Source organism: Asticcacaulis sp. P4_H10 (assembly GCF_056400965.1).
In genome coordinates this window covers 475,023-492,438 of sequence record NZ_JBFUKH010000001.1, presented here as the reverse complement: position 1 = coordinate 492,438, position 17,416 = coordinate 475,023, and the positions used below count along the sequence as shown (strand labels likewise).

Genomic DNA, 17,416 nt, shown 5'->3' with positions numbered 1-17,416 from the left:
AATCCCCCCAGAGTGACCAGACTAGTAGCTTACGCTGTATATGCTTCGAAATTACAGGCCTCAGGCAGTCGACACGGACAATCCACGCATACGTAGAGCATCATCAGCTGCCAATCCGCCCTAGCGAGCCAAGCCGGATGCCTGCTACAGCACCTTAAAAGTATGATAAACGAAACCACTTCCGATAGTGTGTTTCGCCGCGAAACACAAGCTGACGTAGCGCTTCTTGCGGTGCCTATCCACAGGATGATCGCCTAAAGAGCTCCCCGATCATGAGCTCGTCCCTTTGCGGGACAGTTATCGAATGTCAAAGTAGCTCCAAGCCCTCCCCCTTGAGCCTAACGTTCGGCTTTGGCCACGCTTTTGCGCACACGAGCCCCTACCTAATGCTTCTTCAAGCTGCGCATCCACGCCTTGGCGCGGGCAGGCCGGCTAATAGTCAGCCTTCAGGACATCTCCCCACAACACACTCTCACGCCCTCACCAGCCAGGAACGCTGCGAAATCACCGATGCGATCAGGCACCCGAGTGACATCGACATGGCCCGTTCCCACACCAGCAATGTGCTCCGTTACACACGACCACGGCCAGCCTTTGGCATTGGCATTGGCAACAAGCTTCGCTTGACCGGATTGCCCGCGACGACGCGGAACAACGCGCCGACGGGCGCGTTCAGCAAAAAAGCGATCTGGCCAACACGTGCCACACCTAAGGTTGATTTGCCAACCCAAATCCTGGGTCTGTCGCAGAAATTATTTCGCGGCCTTCAGCGCCGCGACCTCGGCCTTCAACGCGTCGATCTGCCTCTGCTGCTGCTTGATGGCCTTAACCAAGACTGGAATGAGCGCGGCTTCCTTGACGCTGTAAACCGAGCCCTCGCCGGAAGGCGCAACGACCGCTTCCGGCAGGACCTTTTCAAGGTCCTGAGCGATGAAGCCGATTTGCGGCTGGCTGACCGGAAGCACGAGATCCCTGCCGACCGCGCGGTCCTGCGGCGCGCGCCAGTTGTAGCGGACGCCCTCCAACTTCTGGACAAGCGCCAGCGCATCCCCAAGCGGCCGGATGTCGCGCTTCAGGCGCCTGTCGGAACTGGTGCTGTAGCCCTGGGACAGGATGACTGAGCCGTTGACATGCAACCTGGCCGTTGGCGATGTCGTGCCGATGCCGACATTACCGCTGCTGCCCTGGACATACAGGTTGGTGTTGTAGCTGGAGCTGCTCCAGTTAGCGATATAGGCGTCGTTGCCCGTCGCTCCGAACGCGACATTCGGCGTGCCGTCTGGCGAAAAATCCGTCGTAAAGCCGATCTTGCGATTTCCGCTTACCCAGATGTCGCCGTTTTCGACCCACAGCTTCTGCAGCGGGTTTGCCGTACCAATCCCGACATTGCCGTTCACGCCCAAAACGGTCAGGTTGGTATTGTAGCCGGACCCGCTCCAGTTGGCGATATAGGCGTCGTTTCCGGTGCCACCAAAAGCCACGTTGGGCGTTCCATCGAGCGAGCCATCTGTGGAAATGCCCAGCTTGTGGTTGCCGGTCATCCAGATGTCGCCGTCGTTAACCCACAGCTTCTGCGTCGGCGCGGTCGTGCCAATCCCGACATTGCCGCTGAAATTCGCCAGGCCGTAAACCGGCGCACACCTTAGGTCATCCATGACCTGGGCGGCGTTCGCCACCTGACCATTGGCGAGCGGAAAGGGCAGGTATGTCGTCGTACGTGGCTTGCGCATATGCCGGCCCCTCCAGAGCGCATGACAGTACGACAAAAGCCGTTGTAAATCTTACCATGTTGCCACCCCCAGGTCATCTCGCCCCATTTATTGCCGCTCGGAGCCGACGCCGTAGTGGTCACGGCGACCCTGTTGCCTGCCAGGTCGTAAGCATAGGCCACCGTCGATCCGTCGGAATAAGTAACCTTCACAACCCGACCCAACACATCGTACTCGTATTTGGTTTCACCGCCGACGGCCGACGTAGCGATGAGCATGCCAAGACAAGCAAATCCCAGATATGAACCGATCTTCTTTCCCACCATGCGCCTTCAAATAGCAGTCGAAATTATTGTTAGCGTCTAAGGTCCAGCCAGCACGCGAAATCAGTCTATAATGCGAGTCAACCTGATGACTGCGCCTCGGCTGATGCGCGATCAATCCGTTGTTACGATATAGTCGACCGATTCCGTATCGCCCCAGACATTGCAATTGCCCAGCCCGAAGACCTGGACGTTCTTGCCGGCGCCGTAGGCGGTCAGAAGCAGCGCAAGCCGGGCCTGTCCCTGCGGCGTCGAACCGTCGAACGCCCAACGAACGGCTTCGGGTTGCCCGCAGGCAGGCACGGCTCCCCTCGTCCCCGTGTGTCTGAACAAAACAACGCCGTTGCCAAGGATGTGGATATTATAGATTTTGCCCGTAGCGGAGATTGAGGCCTGGCTTGGTGTGGATGCGGCGCACGCAATCAGCAATAAAAGCGCACAGCTTTTCGGTAACAGTTTTCGAAATGACTTCATTTCAGGCTTCCTGCTTTTATAAATTTTGACATCTTCCAAGTTCGACGGTGCCAATACAACTTGGCCAGGCGAAAGGATGTTTCTGGCAGAATTACACCAGGCTACATAACATTCGCGACCTTCCTGCCCACGGCAGCGGTATATATCAAGGATACAACAAATTCCTGGAAGTTGGTATTGGTCCTAGGAATATGGTATAGCGTTCCTCGCACCGCCCGCTAGCATTCATCTCAAGCACCGCGCTGTTCGTATCCGCATATATCGATCTAATTACGCCTGATGCCAAGCCGGCACGGTCTACGCATGCGCCAGTGAGGCAACCACTACGAGCCCAACCAGACAGAAATATAGCAAAGGCTTTTTTGAAGTCATGCTCCCCACCAAACAAATGCTCTACCCGTTTACTTATCTCAGCGCGCTGGCGTGAGATAGCGATCATTCTTCAGGGGCGGCCGATTGCTCAGCGATGAACCGCGACATACCCGATCAGTTCGGCATTGCTTCCGGCACGGCAGGTGCTTTTGCCGGCAATATCTACCGGCAGGTCGGCGGCGATGGCTGTGTAGATGCCTGCAAGATTGCTTGGCCGGCCGTTGTTGTCGCATCAAATTCATAAACAACCCCAGGCGCGGTAGCGCACAGCGGCATCCCCTTCCGTGCGGTATTTACATAAATGATAACAATACCAGTATCGTGAGGAATCACATGCGTGATCCGGACGTTCGTTGAGCCACTCGCGAACGCATTCGTCGAGAAAAAAGCTAACGAAATTAGACAAAAAAAACGCGGCGCACCAGCGCTTCATGACTTCCCCCTCCGACACAACTCTTGATCAACGTAACAGGCAAGTTTTAATCCCGCAACGCTGAATTCGCGCTTTGCGCGTAAACCGTCAAGACAGTTGTAGGTCGTTCAAGACGAGTGAAGCGGACAGGATCACCTTCCGAGACAATGACATAATGGCCACAACTCAGGGGTGTGCGCCACGTCGCAACCTGACGATGGAATGTTATTCTCTTTGGTTCAATGAGATAGTGAACATATAATTGCGTAACCCTTATATCAATGCGAGAGGAGCGCTTCTACAACTCAAAGATACATGGTGTTTTGGATGCATTCCAGAATGCTGGTTTTCATATTTACGTATCTCGACTTGGTTTGTACAGACACGGGGGTATGGATGAGGGCGTCAGCAATTATCTCGTGGAAGCAGCCAAAAGAGAGTATAGTCTTTTTCTGAACAACGACCGTATTAAACGCGTTCAAACGCGCTTAGATAGGGTTGAAAATTTCATAAAGTACTTACATCCTGAAGAGGAACGTGAAAGAGCCCAGTTTAGCCTGGGAATGACTGAAGACGATATGTTCACTTTTCGATGCATAAAAAATTTTGAAGTGGAAAAAACTAGAGTTCTTACCAACGCGCACCGGCAGCCGGCGCGCCGTAAGCAGTCTAGGCCGTTGCCCTCAAGAACTCGACCTCCACGACCATTTAAGAAGAGATGACAGGTTGCCGAGGGGCCGAAATGAACTGGCGGCAACAAATTTGCATACGACCAACCTCCGCTGCACGAGGCAGCTTGATCATGCTCCTCCGGCCGCCAAGGGCCAACGACGGTCTGTTGAGGCCAGCGACAAAAAATTGCGTCCGACCAACTGCGGAGCAGTGTTCACTTCCACTTTTGCAAGGAGCGTAAATCGTCACGAGTCTCCAAAGGGCCAATTTCAGTCAGTCTAGCAACTCCCCCAGTGACACACCTAGCGCCCTGGAGAGTTTGTCAACGACTGTAATAGTTGGGTTCCGGGCACCGCGCTCCAGATCGCTTACGTAGGTGCGATGAATTTCTGCACGAAAAGCAAACTCCTCCTGCGACCAGCCCCTCTGTTGGCGCAGGCGACGAAGATTTTGGGCAAGACGATCAATAACATTCACGCCAACATGGTGGTACGGTTGTAGACGATCATTCTACAGACGATGAGTGACATTTTCATTTGACTTAAAGTTCCACCACCCTCTCCAATGTCACCTATAGTCGACATCACAGCCATGAGAGGGCGAAATGGAAATTGGAGTTGATCAGCATAAACGCGAGACAAATCGGCTAGCATTGACATTGCCGCAGCCGAATTCAGTCCGCACCGGCGCAATTATTGCCTCCGCATTGTTTGGGAGTGTGGCCTTTCTGTGTGCTTGTACCGATCAGTCACCCGCGTCATCCAAGGCAGTATCGCAGAAACAGTCAGCCCCCCTTGAGGCGACAAAGGGTGCTATCCTCGATAAGGCTCAGTCTGACGGGCTCAAGGACCAAGTGCGCCAACCGCCCAAGCCGCTGAACTATGACGTTCAATTCACCGCCCTCGCCAGCAGCCAAAAATTTTACAATCAGGCCCAGGGATTCCAGGCTGTGAACCGATATCAGCGCGTCCTTGAAAAAATGCGGCAGAAGGGGGCTTCGTGAAATTAATTGCACGACATCTTCGTCAGACGGCGTGGTTATCTGCCCTGTGCCATGATGCCATAAGCCCGGCGACTGGCGGCGCTTTGTACCGGCCAGCCTCCTGCTCTCTGGTTGTCTCGATTGCCCGGCTCTATACAATCGGGGATGGGACAACCGCTCAAAAAGCCAGTTCAGAATGCGCAAGGACAGGAAGCGTCCGCTTCCGTCGTCGCGCTGCCGACTGCCTCAGCGCTTGGCCAATCAGGAGCCCAACCCCAGATCGTCACCGACTTGCCGGCCGCTCTTCCCGTTACGGCAGAAGAGGTTGCCCTCTTGCGCGCCTTCCTGCGTAATGAAATCCAACAAATCCTGGATAGCGAGCCCTAAGCCATGAGGCCAACAGCAGCCATTTACGTGCGAGTGTCTACCGCACGCCAGGCAGAGCATGACCTGTCCCTGCCCGACCAGATTGCCCAGTGCCAGAATTGGTGCGCACAGAAGGGGTGGGATGTGGCAGAGGTCTTCGAAGAGCCCGGTGCCTCGGCCCTGGATGATGGCCGCCCTGTTTTCCAGGAAACGATCTTCAAGGCGTGCCGCTCCGAACGCCCTTTCAACTTCGTCGTCGTTCACTCATTAAGCCGCTTCAGCCGCGACGCCCTGCACTCTGAATTGTACGTAAGGCAGTTGCGCAAGGCGAGCGTCGAACTGGTTTCGGTCACCCAGGACATCGGTAATGATGACGGTGGGGAATTGATCCGCAAGGTCCTGAACGTCTTCGATGAGCACCAGTCGCGTGAGAATGCCAAGCATGGCCTTAACCGCTTGTTAGAGTTGGTTGAGAAGGGCATCATGGAAGCTGACGATCCGTCTCTTCGAGACAAGCTGGTCGGCCTGCGTTTCCGGCGGAACGAATTGAACCAGGACATTGCCAACCTTCAGAATAGCCTCAAGGCCAATACGACCGAGATATCGCCGAACAAGGTGGAACGCTTGGCTGGGCTCCTGAAGGATAAGCTGGAGAATGGGACGCCTGAAATCAGACAAGCCTATGCCAAGTCGATAATGACGGAAGTGTCGGTCACAAAGAAGAAATACGCATCACAGGCTCAAAAGCGACGCTTGCAAAAGGAGCGACGGTGGGTCCTGAAAAGACTCCACCACCGGTTCTCACTTTTGTTCGTGGCTGGCGCACTCGGAGCGATTCGAACGCCCGACCCTCAGATTCGTAGTCTGATGCTCTATCCAGCTGAGCTACGAGTGCTTGAAGCCAAGAAGCACACCGGAAACCCGTCCCGGCGGCAGGGGCGGACAATTAGTCGAAGCCTCCTGCAAAGGCAAGCCGAATACGCAGCCAAATCGCACTTTTTTTGAAAATCCTGTTGATCTCTTGTGCGGGCGCGGTTTCCATCTCGCCACCCGACAGCGGCATTCCTATATAGTCATGGCCATGGAGCCCTCACCCGCATGATCCGCCGCACCCTTGTATCCGCTTTTCTGTCCACCGCCATCCTGCTGGCGATGCCCGCCTGCGCCAAGCCTGTCGTCACACAGCAACTCGGTCCCGTCACACCTGCCGTCGTCGCCGCTGAACCTGAAGCCGCCGACGCCGGCATGAAGGTATTGAAGCGCGGCGGCACGGCCATCGACGCCGCCATCGCCATCCAGGCGACGCTCAGCCTGGTCGAGCCACAAAGCTCCGGCATCGGCGGCGGCGGTTTCCTGCTCTATTATGACGCCGCCACCGGCAAGACGACCGTCTATAATGGCCGTGAAAAGGCGCCGGCATCCGCAACGCCCGACCGCTTCCTGAAACCCGACGGCAAGCCGATGAGCTATCCCGAAGCCGTCACCTCGGGCCGCGCCAGTGGCGTGCCGGGGGCCATGTTCGCGCTGGAAAAGGCGCATCAGGACCACGGGAAGCTTAAATGGAAGACCCTGTTCGGCGATCCTGAGCAGTTGGCCACCCAGGGCTTCACCGTGTCGCGGCGGCTGGGACGCTATCTCCAGACCGGCAATTTTGCCCAGAAGTCCGTGCCCGACGCCAAGGCCTATTTCGGCGCGAATGATGGCGGCTATCTGAAGACCGGCGACACACTGAAAAACCCAGCCTATGCGGCGACGCTTAAAACCATAGCCAAACAGGGCATGGATGCCTATCGCAAGGGACCACTGGCCGACCAGATCGTCGCCAAGGTCAACACAGCCCCCCTGCCCGGCGGCATGACGCTCAATGATCTTGCCGGCTACCAACCGCAGGTGCTTGAACCCATCTGCCTGCCCTATCGCGTCTATATTGTCTGCGAAGCGCCCCCTCCGGCCGGCGGGGCTTCGGTCCTTCAGGCGCTGAAGGTCATGGAACGTTTCCCGTTGGGCGAATGGGGCAAGGACGACGGCCGCGCCTGGGCGGTCATGATCGAGGCCTCGCGCCTGATCTATGCCGATCGCGACCAATATATGGCCGACCCGGACTTCGTCACCGTACCCGTGGGTGGGCTGCTTGATCCGGGCTATATCACCGCGCGCGCCGCCACGATCACCGTCGGCAAAGCCGCGCCGGCGCCAAAGTATGGCGTGCCGCCAGGCGCGCCGAAACTGGCGCCTGACAAGACGCTGGAACCCAATGGCACCTCGCATTTCGTCGTGGTCGATTCGTTTGGCAACGCCGTATCGATGACGACGACGGTCGAATCGATCTTCGGCATCGGCCGGATGGTCGGCGGCTTCTTCCTCAACAATCAGCTCACCGATTTTTCGTGGTCGCCTGTGGCGTCGAATGGCAATCAGGCGGCCAACGCCGTCGCGGGCGGCAAGCGCCCGCGTTCGGCCATGAGCCCCGCCATGCTGTTCGACAAGGACGGCAAGCTGGTTGGCCTGATCGGCTCGCCAGGCGGCCCATCGATCGTCGCCTACAACATCAAGACCATTATGGGTGTCGCTGACTTTGGCCTGTCTCTTCAGGACGCCATAAACCTGCCGAACGTCGTGGCGCGCGGCGACAGCATTCGCGTAGAAGCCAGCCGTATGCCTGACGCAATCAAGGCGTCCTTACGGGGCATGGGCTATAGCCTGACCGAAGTCCAGGGTGAGGAATCGGGCCTGAACGGGCTGCTGCGCCAGGCTGACGGCAGCTTCAAAGGCGGGGCCGATCCGCGCCGCAACGGCGCCATTCGCATCGGCGATCAAAGGATCGATCAGTGAGAGGCAACATTGTCATCCTCACCGGCGCCGGGATTTCGGCCGAATCGGGCGTACCGACCTTTCGCGCCTCGGACGGGCTGTGGTGCGGCCATCGCGTCGAAGAGGTGGCAACGCCGGAAGGCTTCCACGCCAATCCGGATTTGGTGCAGGACTTCTATAACCAGCGCCGCCGTCAGTTGCGCGAGGTCGCCCCTAATGCCGCGCACAGGGCGCTGGCCCGTCTGGCGGCGGAATGGCCACACGACGTCCTGCTGGTGACGCAGAATGTCGACGACCTGCACGACCGGGCACACGCCGAGTTGCCGGACCGTGAAGGCGCCGACCTGATCCATATGCACGGCGAGCTGTTGAAGGCGCGCTGTACGATAACGGAGCGGGTTTGCACCTGGGGTGAGGATATCCTGCCGGATACTGTGTCGCCGTTCGATGCCGCCGCGACGCTGAGACCGCACATCGTCTGGTTCGGCGAAATGCCTTTGGATATGAATACGATCGAAAAAGCCCTGAGGACGTGCAGCCTGTTCATTTCGATCGGCACGTCGGGCAACGTCTACCCGGCGGCAGGGTTCGTTTCGATCGCCCGCCACGCCGGCGCGCATACGGTCGAGCTCAATCTCAAACCATCCATGGGCCAGAGCCTGTTCGCCGAAAAGCGCTACGGTCCCGCGACCGTGGTCGTGACGCGCTTTGTCGAAGAATTATTGAATTAGTTCACCGTCACCTTGCGGTAGCCGAGGTCCTCGAATGTCACCAGAAGCTCGATCAGCGCCTCGGTTGGCGCCGTGCCGAAATCGACATGGACGCCTTCGCTGTCGACCGTCAGCGAGTGGATATTGCCGGAAAAGCGCGTATCCGGATCGAAAGTTGTGTCGTCCGGGTCAAACCAGGTCTCGAACCATTCGTCTAGATCGCGGCTATCGACTTCGCCCTCGACCTTAAGCGTCACGTCGTTCCATTGCAGGCGCTCGACACGCATGTCCATCTCGCCCAGCACGACATCGACGGGATCGAAGGTCACCTCTTCTTCGGGCGCCAGTTCGATGACATTGCTGCCGTCGTCCGAGCGTACATAGTCAGCGCAGTAATAGTTGCGATAGAGCGCGCTTTCACCTGTCAGGGTCAGCTTGACCTCGCCGGAGCCTTCACCGTGCTCCTTGGTCACCCGGTCGATGAAATCGCTGAATTGCGAGATATAGCTGTCCCGCACAAGTTCTATCAGGTCTTCAAATTCCAAAGCTTAGCCTTACACTTTAGCCTTTTAGGGGCAGGCGGACCTCGAATGCAGTGCCTTCGGGGCCGGTATTGACGAGACGGACATCCCCGCCATGCAGTTGCGCCAGTTCGCGCGAGATGGCAAGACCAAGCCCGGATCCGCCCGGCGTATTGGACGAGGTGAAGGGCTGGAACAGCTTTTCACGCGCCTTTTCGGGGATACCCGGACCATTGTCGGCGGCGATCAGGATGACATCATCAGCCGTCTTGATGGCGGTAAGCGTCACACGCCCAAGCGTCCGGCGATTGGGCTGCAACTCGATCGCCTGGCGGGCATTGCGCATCAGGTTGACCAGGACGCGGTGCAACTGCTCTGGATCGGCTTCGAGGTGGAAACCCTTGGGCGCCTTGAGCGCAAACCGCACCCCGCCTTCGACCGCCTGGCCCGGCAAGCATAGGCCGGCGTCTTCGGCGGCGGCTTCGGCCAGGTCCTTGAGCTTGACGATCTGGATGGCCGGGGCGCGTTCATCGCTCTTGCCATAGGTCAGGACGTTGGTTGCCAGCGACAGGGCGCGGTCGAGCGCGCGCTCAAGCCTCGGCAGGGCCTTGGCGACCGTTGGGTCGGCCGAGGCGGCCGACAGGCGATCCGACGCCATCTGCGCCGAGGTCAGCATGTTGCGCAGGTCGTGATTGATTTTGGAAACGGCTTGGCCCAGCGCGGCCAGCCGGGCACGGGAGCGCAGCGAATTGCGCACCTCCTCCTGCATCGCCACCAGTTCGTGCTCGATGTCGCCGATTTCGTCGGCGCGGCCGGACAGTTCGGGCGTCGCCGCCACGTCTTCCGGGTTGGTCTTGAAGCGCTGGATGGCGTCGGTCAGCTTGCGGATAGGCCGCACAATGACAAACGACAGGGCGGCGAAGATCAGGATACCTGCCGCCAAAGCGATAAAGAATGACATACGCAGCATGTTGAGCAGGCTGGTCTGCAGGTTCTTCTTCAGGGGTTCGCCGCGCACGACGATTTCGATCTGGTCGCCCGGGCGCAGGCGCGGCTGGGTCTGGACGTGAATCAACCGGTCCTCGTCGGACAGCAAGGTCTGCCACGGCGCCCAGAGATAGGCGACGTCTTCGACAGGATTGCGCTGACGGCGCAGGTCCATGACCTCTTCCGGCACGGTGACGTTGGAATCGAACAGGCGCAGGGTCTGGCCATTGATCCGGACCGCCAGGTAGAGAACCCCCGCGCTCTTGCGCAGTTGTTCTGACGTTTCGGCCGACACGGCCATGGCGTCGGCCGTATCGACCGCCTGGGAAGCGATTTCGGCCTTGCGTACGCTGTTGATCAGCCATTCTTCCTGGTCGTTGGCCAGGGACGGGATGAGGATCATGATTTCGACCAGGGTCACGAAGACCGCCGTCATGATCGCCAACTGGCCCGAAAGGCTGAGGATAAAGCGATGGATGGTGTCGAAAACCAGTATGCCGGCGCGCAGGCCCCAGGCGGCGACACGCTGGGACGCCTCGGTCAGACGCTGGATGTAGACCGCCGCGCTTGCCTTACGGTCGCGCAAGGGGGGACGACCGCCGGGGCGGGCGGGAAAAGGGCTGGAAGACCGTTCACCGGGCTTGCCTGGATCGAACACCGCGACTCCATTGGAAGGGACCGAGAGCTATTTATATATAGCAGAAATACACTGAAAACAGTGCAAATAAGATTGACAAGGCGATAAGGCTTAGCTAATCACGCGCCTCTTTTGTGATTTCGCGCGCTGTGAAGCGCTGCCCTGAACTATCGGAGCCCCAGATGGGAACGAAACGTACCTACCAGCCGAGCCGCCTCGTGCGCAAGCGCCGTCACGGCTACCGCACGCGTATGGCCACCAAGAACGGCCAGAAGATCGTTGCCCGCCGCCGCGCCAAGGGCCGCAAGCGCCTGACCGCCTAACCGCTGGTCTCGTGACTGATGAATTGAAAAGAGCCCTTAAGTCGCTTGAGGGCTCTTTTTCTGTATCTGGCCATTGCACCCCATGATCCCCCGTCTCAAGGTCCGCGCTGATTTCCTGGCTGCCGCCAAGGCGCCCTACCAGGCGCGTGGCGCCGTTGTCGTCCAGGCACGCCCAAGAGAAGCAAGCGGCGAAGACCGTGACGAGGGAGGGCGCCAGATTCGCGTCGGCTTCACCGCCACCAAGAAGATCGGCAATGCCGTGGCGCGCAATCGCGCCAAGCGCCGATTGCGTGAAGCCGCCGAAGCCCTTCTGCCCCTTCACGCCCTGCCTGGCCATGACTATGTATTCATTGCCCGCGCCGGCACGATAGATCGCGACTGGCAGGGTTTGCTTGACGATGTCAAAGCGGCCCTGATAAGGCTGGCCCGCCCCAATTCGGCACCCAAAAGTGTTAACCCGGAAAAGACCGTTCGATGAACAACACCGACGACAACCGCAATATGATCTATTTCCTGATCGCCAGCATGGTTCTGCTGTTCGGCTATCAGTTTTTCGTCCTCGGTCCTCAGCAGAAGAAACAGCAGGCCGCCGCCCAGGTCGCGGCTGCCACAGCTTCCAGCTCTTCCGCCGCCAATATCGCTGCCGGTCTGCCCGCCTCGGGTCCAACCACGCTGACGCCCGCACAGGCCCTGGCCAGTTCGCCGCGTGTGGCGATCGAGACGCCGTCGGTCAAGGGCTCGATCGCGCTGAAAGGCGCCGTGATCGACGATCTGCACCTGGTGAAATACAGCGACAAGCTGGGCAAGCCCGACACGGTTACCCTGCTCCGCCCCGCCGGCACCAAGGACGCGCAATATGTCCGTTCGGGCTTCAACATGCAGAATGTATCCGGTGCGCCGACGCCGGACACGGTGTGGACCGTCGGTTCTGGCACGGCGTTGAGCGTCGGCAAGCCCGTCGTTCTGGTCCACGACACCGGCAACGGCCTGCGCTTTGAACGCACGCTCAGCATCGACGAAAACTACATGATCACCCAGGCGGACCGCGTCATCAACCGGACCGCCGCCGCCACGACCTTTGCCCCCTACGCCATGGTGGTGCGCAATGGCGCGCCGGCGCGTTCGACCTCGGGCGACTATGTCCACGAAGGCACGATGGCGACCTTCTGCAAGACGCAGGAAGAATGCGCGAAAGGCAAGTACCTGACCAACCAGTCGAAGTTCCATGAACTGGTCAAGGGCAAGGACTTCCGCGAAGGCTCGACGACGGGTGGCTGGTACGCCATCACCGAGCGCTACTGGATGGCGGCCGTGGTTCCGGACCAGAAGCTGTCGGTCAACTATCGCACGCGTTCGGACACGGTCAACGGCGTCCAGACCTTCACCGCGGGTTATGCGGCGGCCAATTCGATCACCGTCCCGGCGGGCCAGATGTGGAACAGCACGTCGCACATCTTCGCCGGCGCCAAGCACGATGACCAGCTCAAGGCCTATGAAAAGTCCCTGGGCATCCCGCGCTTCAAGTACGCGGTCGACTGGGGTTCGCTGGAATTCATTACCTATCCGTTCTACCTGCTGCTGACCTGGCTGTTCAAGGCCATCGGCAATATGGGCCTGGCCATCCTGGCCATGACCGTCATCGTCAAGGTCGCCTTCTACCCGCTGGCGCACCGTTCGTATGAGCAGATGACCAAGCTGCGCCACGTCCAGCAGCGACTTCAGCCGAAACTGGATGCCATCAAGAAGAAATTCCCTGATGACATGCAGAAGCAGCAGGAAGCGACGATGAAGCTGTACCAGGAGGAGAAGGTCAATCCGATGGCCGGCCTCGGCGGCTGTCTGCCCATGCTGCTGCAGATCCCGGTCTTCATCTGTCTGTTCAAGGTGCTGCAGATGTCGATCGACATGCGTCACGCCCCCTTCTTCGGCTGGATCAAGGACCTGTCGGCGCCCGATCCCCTGACCCTCATCAACCTGTTCGGCCTCCTGCCCTTCGATCCGTCGACCGTTCCACTGATCGGCGGAATCCTGGCCGGGCCGCTGCACATCGGGCCAATCGCCATCCTTTACGGCATCAGCATGTGGGCCAGCCAGGAAATGACGCCTATGGCAGGTATCGATCCGATGCAGAAGCGCATGATGTCCTTCATGCCGCTCATCATGATCTTCTTCTTCTCGCAACTGGCCATCGGCCTGATGATCTACTACTTCTGGAGCAACATCCTGACGATCCTCCAGCAGTATTCGATCTACAAGCGCCTGAAGGTCGACAATCCGATCGATGATTTCATCGCCAAGATCCGCGGCAAGTCCGAAAAGAAAGCCGCGTGAGCGACGACCTCTTCGATCCCGAAACGCTGGAGCGGGCGCGCGTGCTGTTTGCGCGCCCGGCTACCTTCATCATGGGCGCCGCCAAGGTCGACCAACTGCCGGACAGCGACCTGCCCGAAGTCACCTTCGCCGGCCGATCCAATGTCGGCAAGTCGAGCCTGATCAACGCCATTGTCGGCATGAAGGCCCTGGCGCGCGCCTCGAACGAGCCGGGCCGCACGCGCGAGGTCAACTTCTTCCGGGTCGATGAGACCCTGCATCTGGTCGATCTGCCGGGTTATGGCTGGGCCAGGGCATCAAAGGATACAGTCAAGAAGTTCCAGAACCTGGGTAAGGCCTACCTGCGCGGCCGGCCGAACCTGCACCGCGCCTATCTGCTGATCGATGCCCGTCACGGGCTGAAGGACGTGGACAAGGAGCCGATGGACGCCCTGGACACGGCCGCCGTCAGTTACCAGATCGTCCTGACCAAGGCCGACAAGATCAAGCCGTCGGAACTGGCCAAGGTTCAGGCCGCTGTGTCCGAAGGCATCCGCAAACGCCCGGCAGCGCACCCGGTCGTGCTGGCCACATCGTCCGAAACCGGCTTGGGGATTGCTGAGCTGCGGGCCGAGATCATGACGGTTTGCGGGATTTCGCTCTGACAATCCGGGGTTTGGGGCCTCAGGCCCCACGACCTTTGCTTTCCTAAAAATAAGCCCTGCCCCTTTGGGGCGGGGTTTATTTTTAGGAAAAGAAGGTTTTGTGGGGTCACAGACCCCACACCCCGATAGACATATCGGCGCATCTCCGCTAATGGCGCGCCCATGAGCACATCCCCCTACACCGAAGAAGAAGAAAAAGGCTGGGCCACCGCCAAGACTCTGGCCGAAGCCCTCCCCTATATTCAGATCTACGACCGCGAAATCGTCGTGATCAAATACGGCGGCCACGCAATGGGTGAAGAAGCTACAGCCAAGCTCTTCGCTTCGGATATCGTGCTCCTGAAACTGCTGGGCATCCAACCGGTCGTCGTCCACGGTGGCGGGCCGCAGATCTCCGCCATGCTTGGCCGCGCCGGGGTCAAGTCGACCTTCGTCGACGGCCTGCGCGTCACCGACAACGCCACGATGGAAATCGCCGAAATGGTTCTGTCCGGCGCGGTCAACAAGGAAATCGCCAACTGGATCACTCGCGCCGGCGCCGAAGCCGACGTGCGCGGTGTCGGCCTGTCCGGTAAGGATGCCGGCCTGCTGACCGTCGAAAAGGCCACGCGCCTCAAGAAAGACCCGGACAGCATGATCGAACAGATCGTCGACCTGGGCTTTGTCGGCGAACCCAAGCGCATAGACGACAAGCTGATCCGCACCCTTATCAACGATGCCGAACACGACTATGTGCCGGTCATCGCCCCGATTGGGGTTTCTGATGAAGGCCAGACCTTTAATATCAACGCCGACACCGTTGCTGGCGCCGTCGCGGGCAAGCTCAATGCCAAGCGCATGCTGCTGCTGACTGATGTCGTCGGCGTGCTCGATGAGAACAAGGAATTGATCCGTCAGTTGACCGTGTCGGAAGCGCGCAACCTGATCGAAACCGGCGTCGCCGTTGGCGGCATGATCCCGAAGCTCGAAACCGCCATCGCCGCGGTCGAATCGGGCGTCGAAGCCGTGGTCATCCTCGATGGCCGCCGCCCGCACGGTATGTTGGTCGAGCTGTTCACGGAACACGGTGCGGGAACGCTTATTAAGGCCGATTGACATCGGCCCTAATAAGCTATTTTTGCCGCTCAGGCGCCGCCAGGCTCCTCGCATAAGGCTCGGGCGGGCAGTCGCCCTTGCCAAATCTCTGCAAGAGATTTGGAGGTATCGAAATGCACCCCGACCTCGCCCATATCACCACCTGGCTGTTCGATCTCGACAACACCCTTTACCCGCATGAGTGCGAGGTCATGGCTCTGGTCGAACGCCGCATGTCGGCCTTCGTGGCGCGTGAAACCGGCCTAAGCCATGACGAAGCCTACACCCTGCAAAAGCGCTATCTCAACGAACACGGCACGACCCTGGCCGGGCTGATGGCTCACCACGGCGTCGAACCGCGCCGCTTCCTTGACGAAGTCCACGATGTCTCGCTCGAAAGCCTGCATCCCGATCCTGAACTGAACGCCCTGATTGCCGCCCTGCCCGGCCGCAAGATCGTCTTCACCAACGGCGACAGCTTCCATGCCGGCCGGTTACTGACCAAGATGGAGATGGGGGACCTGTTCGACGGCATCTTCCATCTCGAACACGCCAACTTCATCCCGAAGCCATCGCTCGCCACCTACGAGATGATGATGAAAGCCCATGTCGTTGACGCTGCCGACACGGTCTTCTTCGAAGACAGCCCGCGCAATCTCAAACCGGCCCACGGTCTGGGTATGAAGACGGTACTGGTCGGCCCTAAGGGGCTGGAAAACACCGATGCCTTTGTCGATTTCCGCAGCCCGTCGCTCAAGGCCTTCCTGACCTCACTCCAATCATAGTTAAAAAATAACTTGACGCGCGCGTCATCTTGAACGAAGTTCTTTGAACGTCGTTCAAGGGAGATGGTTATGAAGCGTCTGGTTTGTTACACGATCACGGCTGCCCTGATTGCCGCTCCCGCATACGCCCAGGACAGCCTCGGCAATGTGTCCAAGGCCTCGGGCGATTCGGTTGTCGCCACCGCCCAACTGGCCGAGGCCGGCATCAAGGTCGTGGTCGGCGTCGTTGCCCTGCCCTTCGTCGCGGTCGGCACGGTCACTGAGAGCAGCGGCGGCGCCATTCGCGACTCCGGCCAGGCCGTCTGGGACGAAACCAATGGCCCGCTGCAAATCTCGCCCGAAACCGTTACGGCGCAACCTGCGCCCCAAGTCCCGTACGACGCTTCGGACAGGCGGTAATGCGCCCTGTTCTGATCGCGGCTGCGCTTCTGGCGACCCAGCCCGCCCTTGCGCAGGAGTCCAACAACTGGGATGCGCCGCGCGACTCCGACGCACGGCCGGTCGCGGACTCGGGCGGCAAGACGAAGCACTGGCGTCCCGCTGCGCTTAACGCCGCTTTCGCCAAACAGATCGAGCGCGACCTGGCAGCGCGTCAGGCCCACCTGGCCATCGTCTTCCGCACCGGCCGCCCCCGATCAAAACTACCCGAAGGCATCAGCTACACCCACGGCGCCTTCTGGGTCTATAGCGAGGTCAAGGGCGCCGACGGCAAGACCTACAGGGGCTACGCCGTCCACAACCTCTATCAGGGCGACGGCAAGACCCTGCCCATCACCCGCTCCTACCTGAAGCAGGACTTCCCGATCGACTTCATCTCAGGCGCCGCCGAAGACGATGTCGCCATCATCATCCCGACGCCCGAAATGCAGCGCCGATTGATGGCGACTATTGCCTCGCCGACCTACACCAAGATGCACGTGGCGGACTATTCGCTGGTGTCGAGCCCGTTCGACCCGTCGCGGCAGAACTGCACAGAATTTGTTCTCGACGTCATTGCCGCCTCAGCCTGGCAAACGGAATCCTACGCGCAGGTCAAGGCCAACCTGAAAGCCCACTACCAGGCAACGCCGGTCAGGACGGGGCTGTTCACACGCGTCTTCGGCCCCATGGTCGATCCGCGTCTGAACCTCGACGACCAGACAGGCGACATCGAGACGGCGACCTATGAAAGCATCAGCGCCTTCATGACGAAAAACCGCCTGAGCGACACGCATTATGTCCTGGAGCGATCCGACTGGCAGGGCAAAAAATGAGGCCCTGAGGGCACTTCTGTTTGACATTCG

The 17,416-nt window shown here is 59.2% G+C and carries 17 protein-coding genes, 1 tRNA gene and 1 pseudogene; 13 read left to right on the top strand and 6 right to left on the bottom strand.

Annotation, left to right across the window (positions count from 1 at the left end):
• Positions 1 to 752: 752 nt before the first annotated feature.
• Together AC1DON_RS02270 and AC1DON_RS02265 are read right to left on the bottom strand one after the other, a co-directional pair.
• Entirely contained in the window at positions 753 to 1,730 is a 978-nt protein-coding gene (locus AC1DON_RS02270; RefSeq protein ID WP_476933099.1) for a tail fiber domain-containing protein, read from the bottom strand.
• 416 nt (positions 1,731 to 2,146) lie between these two features.
• Positions 2,147 to 2,335, bottom strand: coding sequence for a hypothetical protein (locus AC1DON_RS02265; RefSeq protein ID WP_476933098.1), 189 nt, complete (start codon positions 2,333 to 2,335; stop codon positions 2,147 to 2,149).
• Between the two features lie 637 nt (positions 2,336 to 2,972).
• Here AC1DON_RS02265 and AC1DON_RS02260 point away from each other — a divergent pair.
• Positions 2,973 to 3,122 (top strand): hypothetical protein, encoded by a 150-nt coding sequence (locus AC1DON_RS02260; protein WP_476933097.1) that lies wholly within the window; start codon positions 2,973 to 2,975, stop codon positions 3,120 to 3,122.
• A gap of 1,113 nt (positions 3,123 to 4,235) precedes the next feature.
• Here AC1DON_RS02260 and AC1DON_RS02255 read toward each other — a convergent pair.
• Positions 4,236 to 4,439: a helix-turn-helix domain-containing protein gene (locus AC1DON_RS02255; protein ID WP_476933096.1), complete on the bottom strand. Its 204-nt coding sequence runs from the start codon at positions 4,437 to 4,439 to the stop codon at positions 4,236 to 4,238.
• Between the two features lie 127 nt (positions 4,440 to 4,566).
• On the opposite strand from AC1DON_RS02255, the gene AC1DON_RS02250 reads away from it, so the two are divergent.
• Both AC1DON_RS02250 and AC1DON_RS02245 read left to right on the top strand, forming a co-directional pair.
• Complete coding sequence (locus AC1DON_RS02250; protein ID WP_476933095.1) at positions 4,567 to 4,965, top strand: hypothetical protein; 399 nt, start codon at positions 4,567 to 4,569, stop codon at positions 4,963 to 4,965.
• A 369-nt stretch (positions 4,966 to 5,334) separates the two neighbouring features.
• Positions 5,335 to 5,691: pseudogene (locus tag AC1DON_RS02245) on the top strand (recombinase family protein); the annotation flags it as partial.
• Positions 5,692 to 6,128: 437 nt separating this feature from the next.
• Here AC1DON_RS02245 and AC1DON_RS02240 read toward each other — a convergent pair.
• Positions 6,129 to 6,205, bottom strand: a tRNA-Arg gene (locus AC1DON_RS02240).
• Between the two features lie 203 nt (positions 6,206 to 6,408).
• Here AC1DON_RS02240 and ggt point away from each other — a divergent pair.
• The gene (gene ggt / locus AC1DON_RS02235) at positions 6,409 to 8,142 is read left to right on the top strand and encodes a gamma-glutamyltransferase (RefSeq protein WP_476933094.1); all 1,734 of its coding nucleotides are present in this window, start codon (positions 6,409 to 6,411) and stop codon (positions 8,140 to 8,142) included.
• Positions 8,139 to 8,852: an NAD-dependent deacylase gene (locus tag AC1DON_RS02230; protein ID WP_476933093.1), complete on the top strand. Its 714-nt coding sequence runs from the start codon at positions 8,139 to 8,141 to the stop codon at positions 8,850 to 8,852. The genes ggt and AC1DON_RS02230 overlap by 4 nt, the downstream gene beginning before the upstream one ends.
• On the opposite strand, the gene AC1DON_RS02225 is transcribed toward AC1DON_RS02230, so the two are convergent.
• Positions 8,849 to 9,376, bottom strand: coding sequence for a hypothetical protein (locus AC1DON_RS02225; RefSeq protein ID WP_476933092.1), 528 nt, complete (start codon positions 9,374 to 9,376; stop codon positions 8,849 to 8,851). The two genes, AC1DON_RS02230 and AC1DON_RS02225, sit on opposite strands and share 4 nt — an antisense overlap.
• Before the next feature lie 16 nt (positions 9,377 to 9,392).
• Positions 9,393 to 10,997: a sensor histidine kinase gene (locus AC1DON_RS02220; RefSeq protein ID WP_476933091.1), complete on the bottom strand. Its 1,605-nt coding sequence runs from the start codon at positions 10,995 to 10,997 to the stop codon at positions 9,393 to 9,395.
• Between the two features lie 161 nt (positions 10,998 to 11,158).
• Here AC1DON_RS02220 and rpmH point away from each other — a divergent pair, with 161 nt between their 5' ends.
• The 8 genes from rpmH (at position 11,159) to AC1DON_RS02180 (ending at position 17,386) form a co-directional block, all read left to right on the top strand.
• Positions 11,159 to 11,299, top strand: coding sequence for a 50S ribosomal protein L34 (gene rpmH, locus AC1DON_RS02215; RefSeq protein ID WP_018080783.1), 141 nt, complete (start codon positions 11,159 to 11,161; stop codon positions 11,297 to 11,299).
• Between the two features lie 82 nt (positions 11,300 to 11,381).
• Positions 11,382 to 11,777: a ribonuclease P protein component gene (gene rnpA, locus AC1DON_RS02210; RefSeq protein ID WP_476933090.1), complete on the top strand. Its 396-nt coding sequence runs from the start codon at positions 11,382 to 11,384 to the stop codon at positions 11,775 to 11,777.
• The gene (gene yidC, locus AC1DON_RS02205; RefSeq protein WP_476933089.1) at positions 11,774 to 13,630 is read left to right on the top strand and encodes a membrane protein insertase YidC; all 1,857 of its coding nucleotides are present in this window, start codon (positions 11,774 to 11,776) and stop codon (positions 13,628 to 13,630) included. Before rnpA ends, yidC begins: the two co-directional genes overlap by 4 nt.
• Positions 13,627 to 14,274 carry a ribosome biogenesis GTP-binding protein YihA/YsxC gene (gene yihA, locus AC1DON_RS02200; protein WP_476933088.1) on the top strand — a complete coding sequence of 216 codons (648 nt, stop codon included), beginning with the start codon at positions 13,627 to 13,629 and terminating at the stop codon, positions 14,272 to 14,274. Before yidC ends, yihA begins: the two co-directional genes overlap by 4 nt.
• A 162-nt stretch (positions 14,275 to 14,436) precedes the next feature.
• Positions 14,437 to 15,369, top strand: coding sequence for an acetylglutamate kinase (argB, locus tag AC1DON_RS02195; RefSeq protein WP_476933087.1), 933 nt, complete (start codon positions 14,437 to 14,439; stop codon positions 15,367 to 15,369).
• Positions 15,370 to 15,482: 113 nt separating this feature from the next.
• Complete coding sequence (locus AC1DON_RS02190; protein ID WP_476933086.1) at positions 15,483 to 16,133, top strand: pyrimidine 5'-nucleotidase; 651 nt, start codon at positions 15,483 to 15,485, stop codon at positions 16,131 to 16,133.
• Between the two features lie 69 nt (positions 16,134 to 16,202).
• On the top strand, positions 16,203 to 16,532 hold the full coding sequence (locus tag AC1DON_RS02185; protein WP_476933085.1) for a hypothetical protein: 330 nt from the start codon (positions 16,203 to 16,205) through the stop codon (positions 16,530 to 16,532).
• A complete protein-coding gene (locus tag AC1DON_RS02180) occupies positions 16,532 to 17,386 on the top strand; it encodes a DUF2145 domain-containing protein (RefSeq protein WP_476933084.1) in 855 nt (284 codons plus the stop codon). The genes AC1DON_RS02185 and AC1DON_RS02180 overlap by 1 nt, the downstream gene beginning before the upstream one ends.
• Positions 17,387 to 17,416 lie beyond the last annotated feature (30 nt).

Bases quoted from the DNA above. Each gene is read 5' to 3' on its own strand.
- argB (WP_476933087.1), top strand. From the start codon at position 14,437: ATGAGCACATCCCCCTACACCGAAGAAGAAGAAAAAGGCTGGGCCACC.
- AC1DON_RS02185 (WP_476933085.1), top strand. From the start codon at position 16,203: ATGAAGCGTCTGGTTTGTTACACGATCACGGCTGCCCTGATTGCCGCT.
- rpmH (WP_018080783.1), top strand. From the start codon at position 11,159: ATGGGAACGAAACGTACCTACCAGCCGAGCCGCCTCGTGCGCAAGCGC.
- AC1DON_RS02180 (WP_476933084.1), top strand. From the start codon at position 16,532: ATGCGCCCTGTTCTGATCGCGGCTGCGCTTCTGGCGACCCAGCCCGCC.
- AC1DON_RS02270 (WP_476933099.1), bottom strand. From the start codon at position 1,730: ATGCGCAAGCCACGTACGACGACATACCTGCCCTTTCCGCTCGCCAAT.
- AC1DON_RS02250 (WP_476933095.1), top strand. From the start codon at position 4,567: ATGGAAATTGGAGTTGATCAGCATAAACGCGAGACAAATCGGCTAGCA.
- rnpA (WP_476933090.1), top strand. From the start codon at position 11,382: ATGATCCCCCGTCTCAAGGTCCGCGCTGATTTCCTGGCTGCCGCCAAG.
- AC1DON_RS02260 (WP_476933097.1), top strand. From the start codon at position 2,973: ATGAACCGCGACATACCCGATCAGTTCGGCATTGCTTCCGGCACGGCA.
- yidC (WP_476933089.1), top strand. From the start codon at position 11,774: ATGAACAACACCGACGACAACCGCAATATGATCTATTTCCTGATCGCC.
- AC1DON_RS02190 (WP_476933086.1), top strand. From the start codon at position 15,483: ATGCACCCCGACCTCGCCCATATCACCACCTGGCTGTTCGATCTCGAC.
- ggt (WP_476933094.1), top strand. From the start codon at position 6,409: ATGATCCGCCGCACCCTTGTATCCGCTTTTCTGTCCACCGCCATCCTG.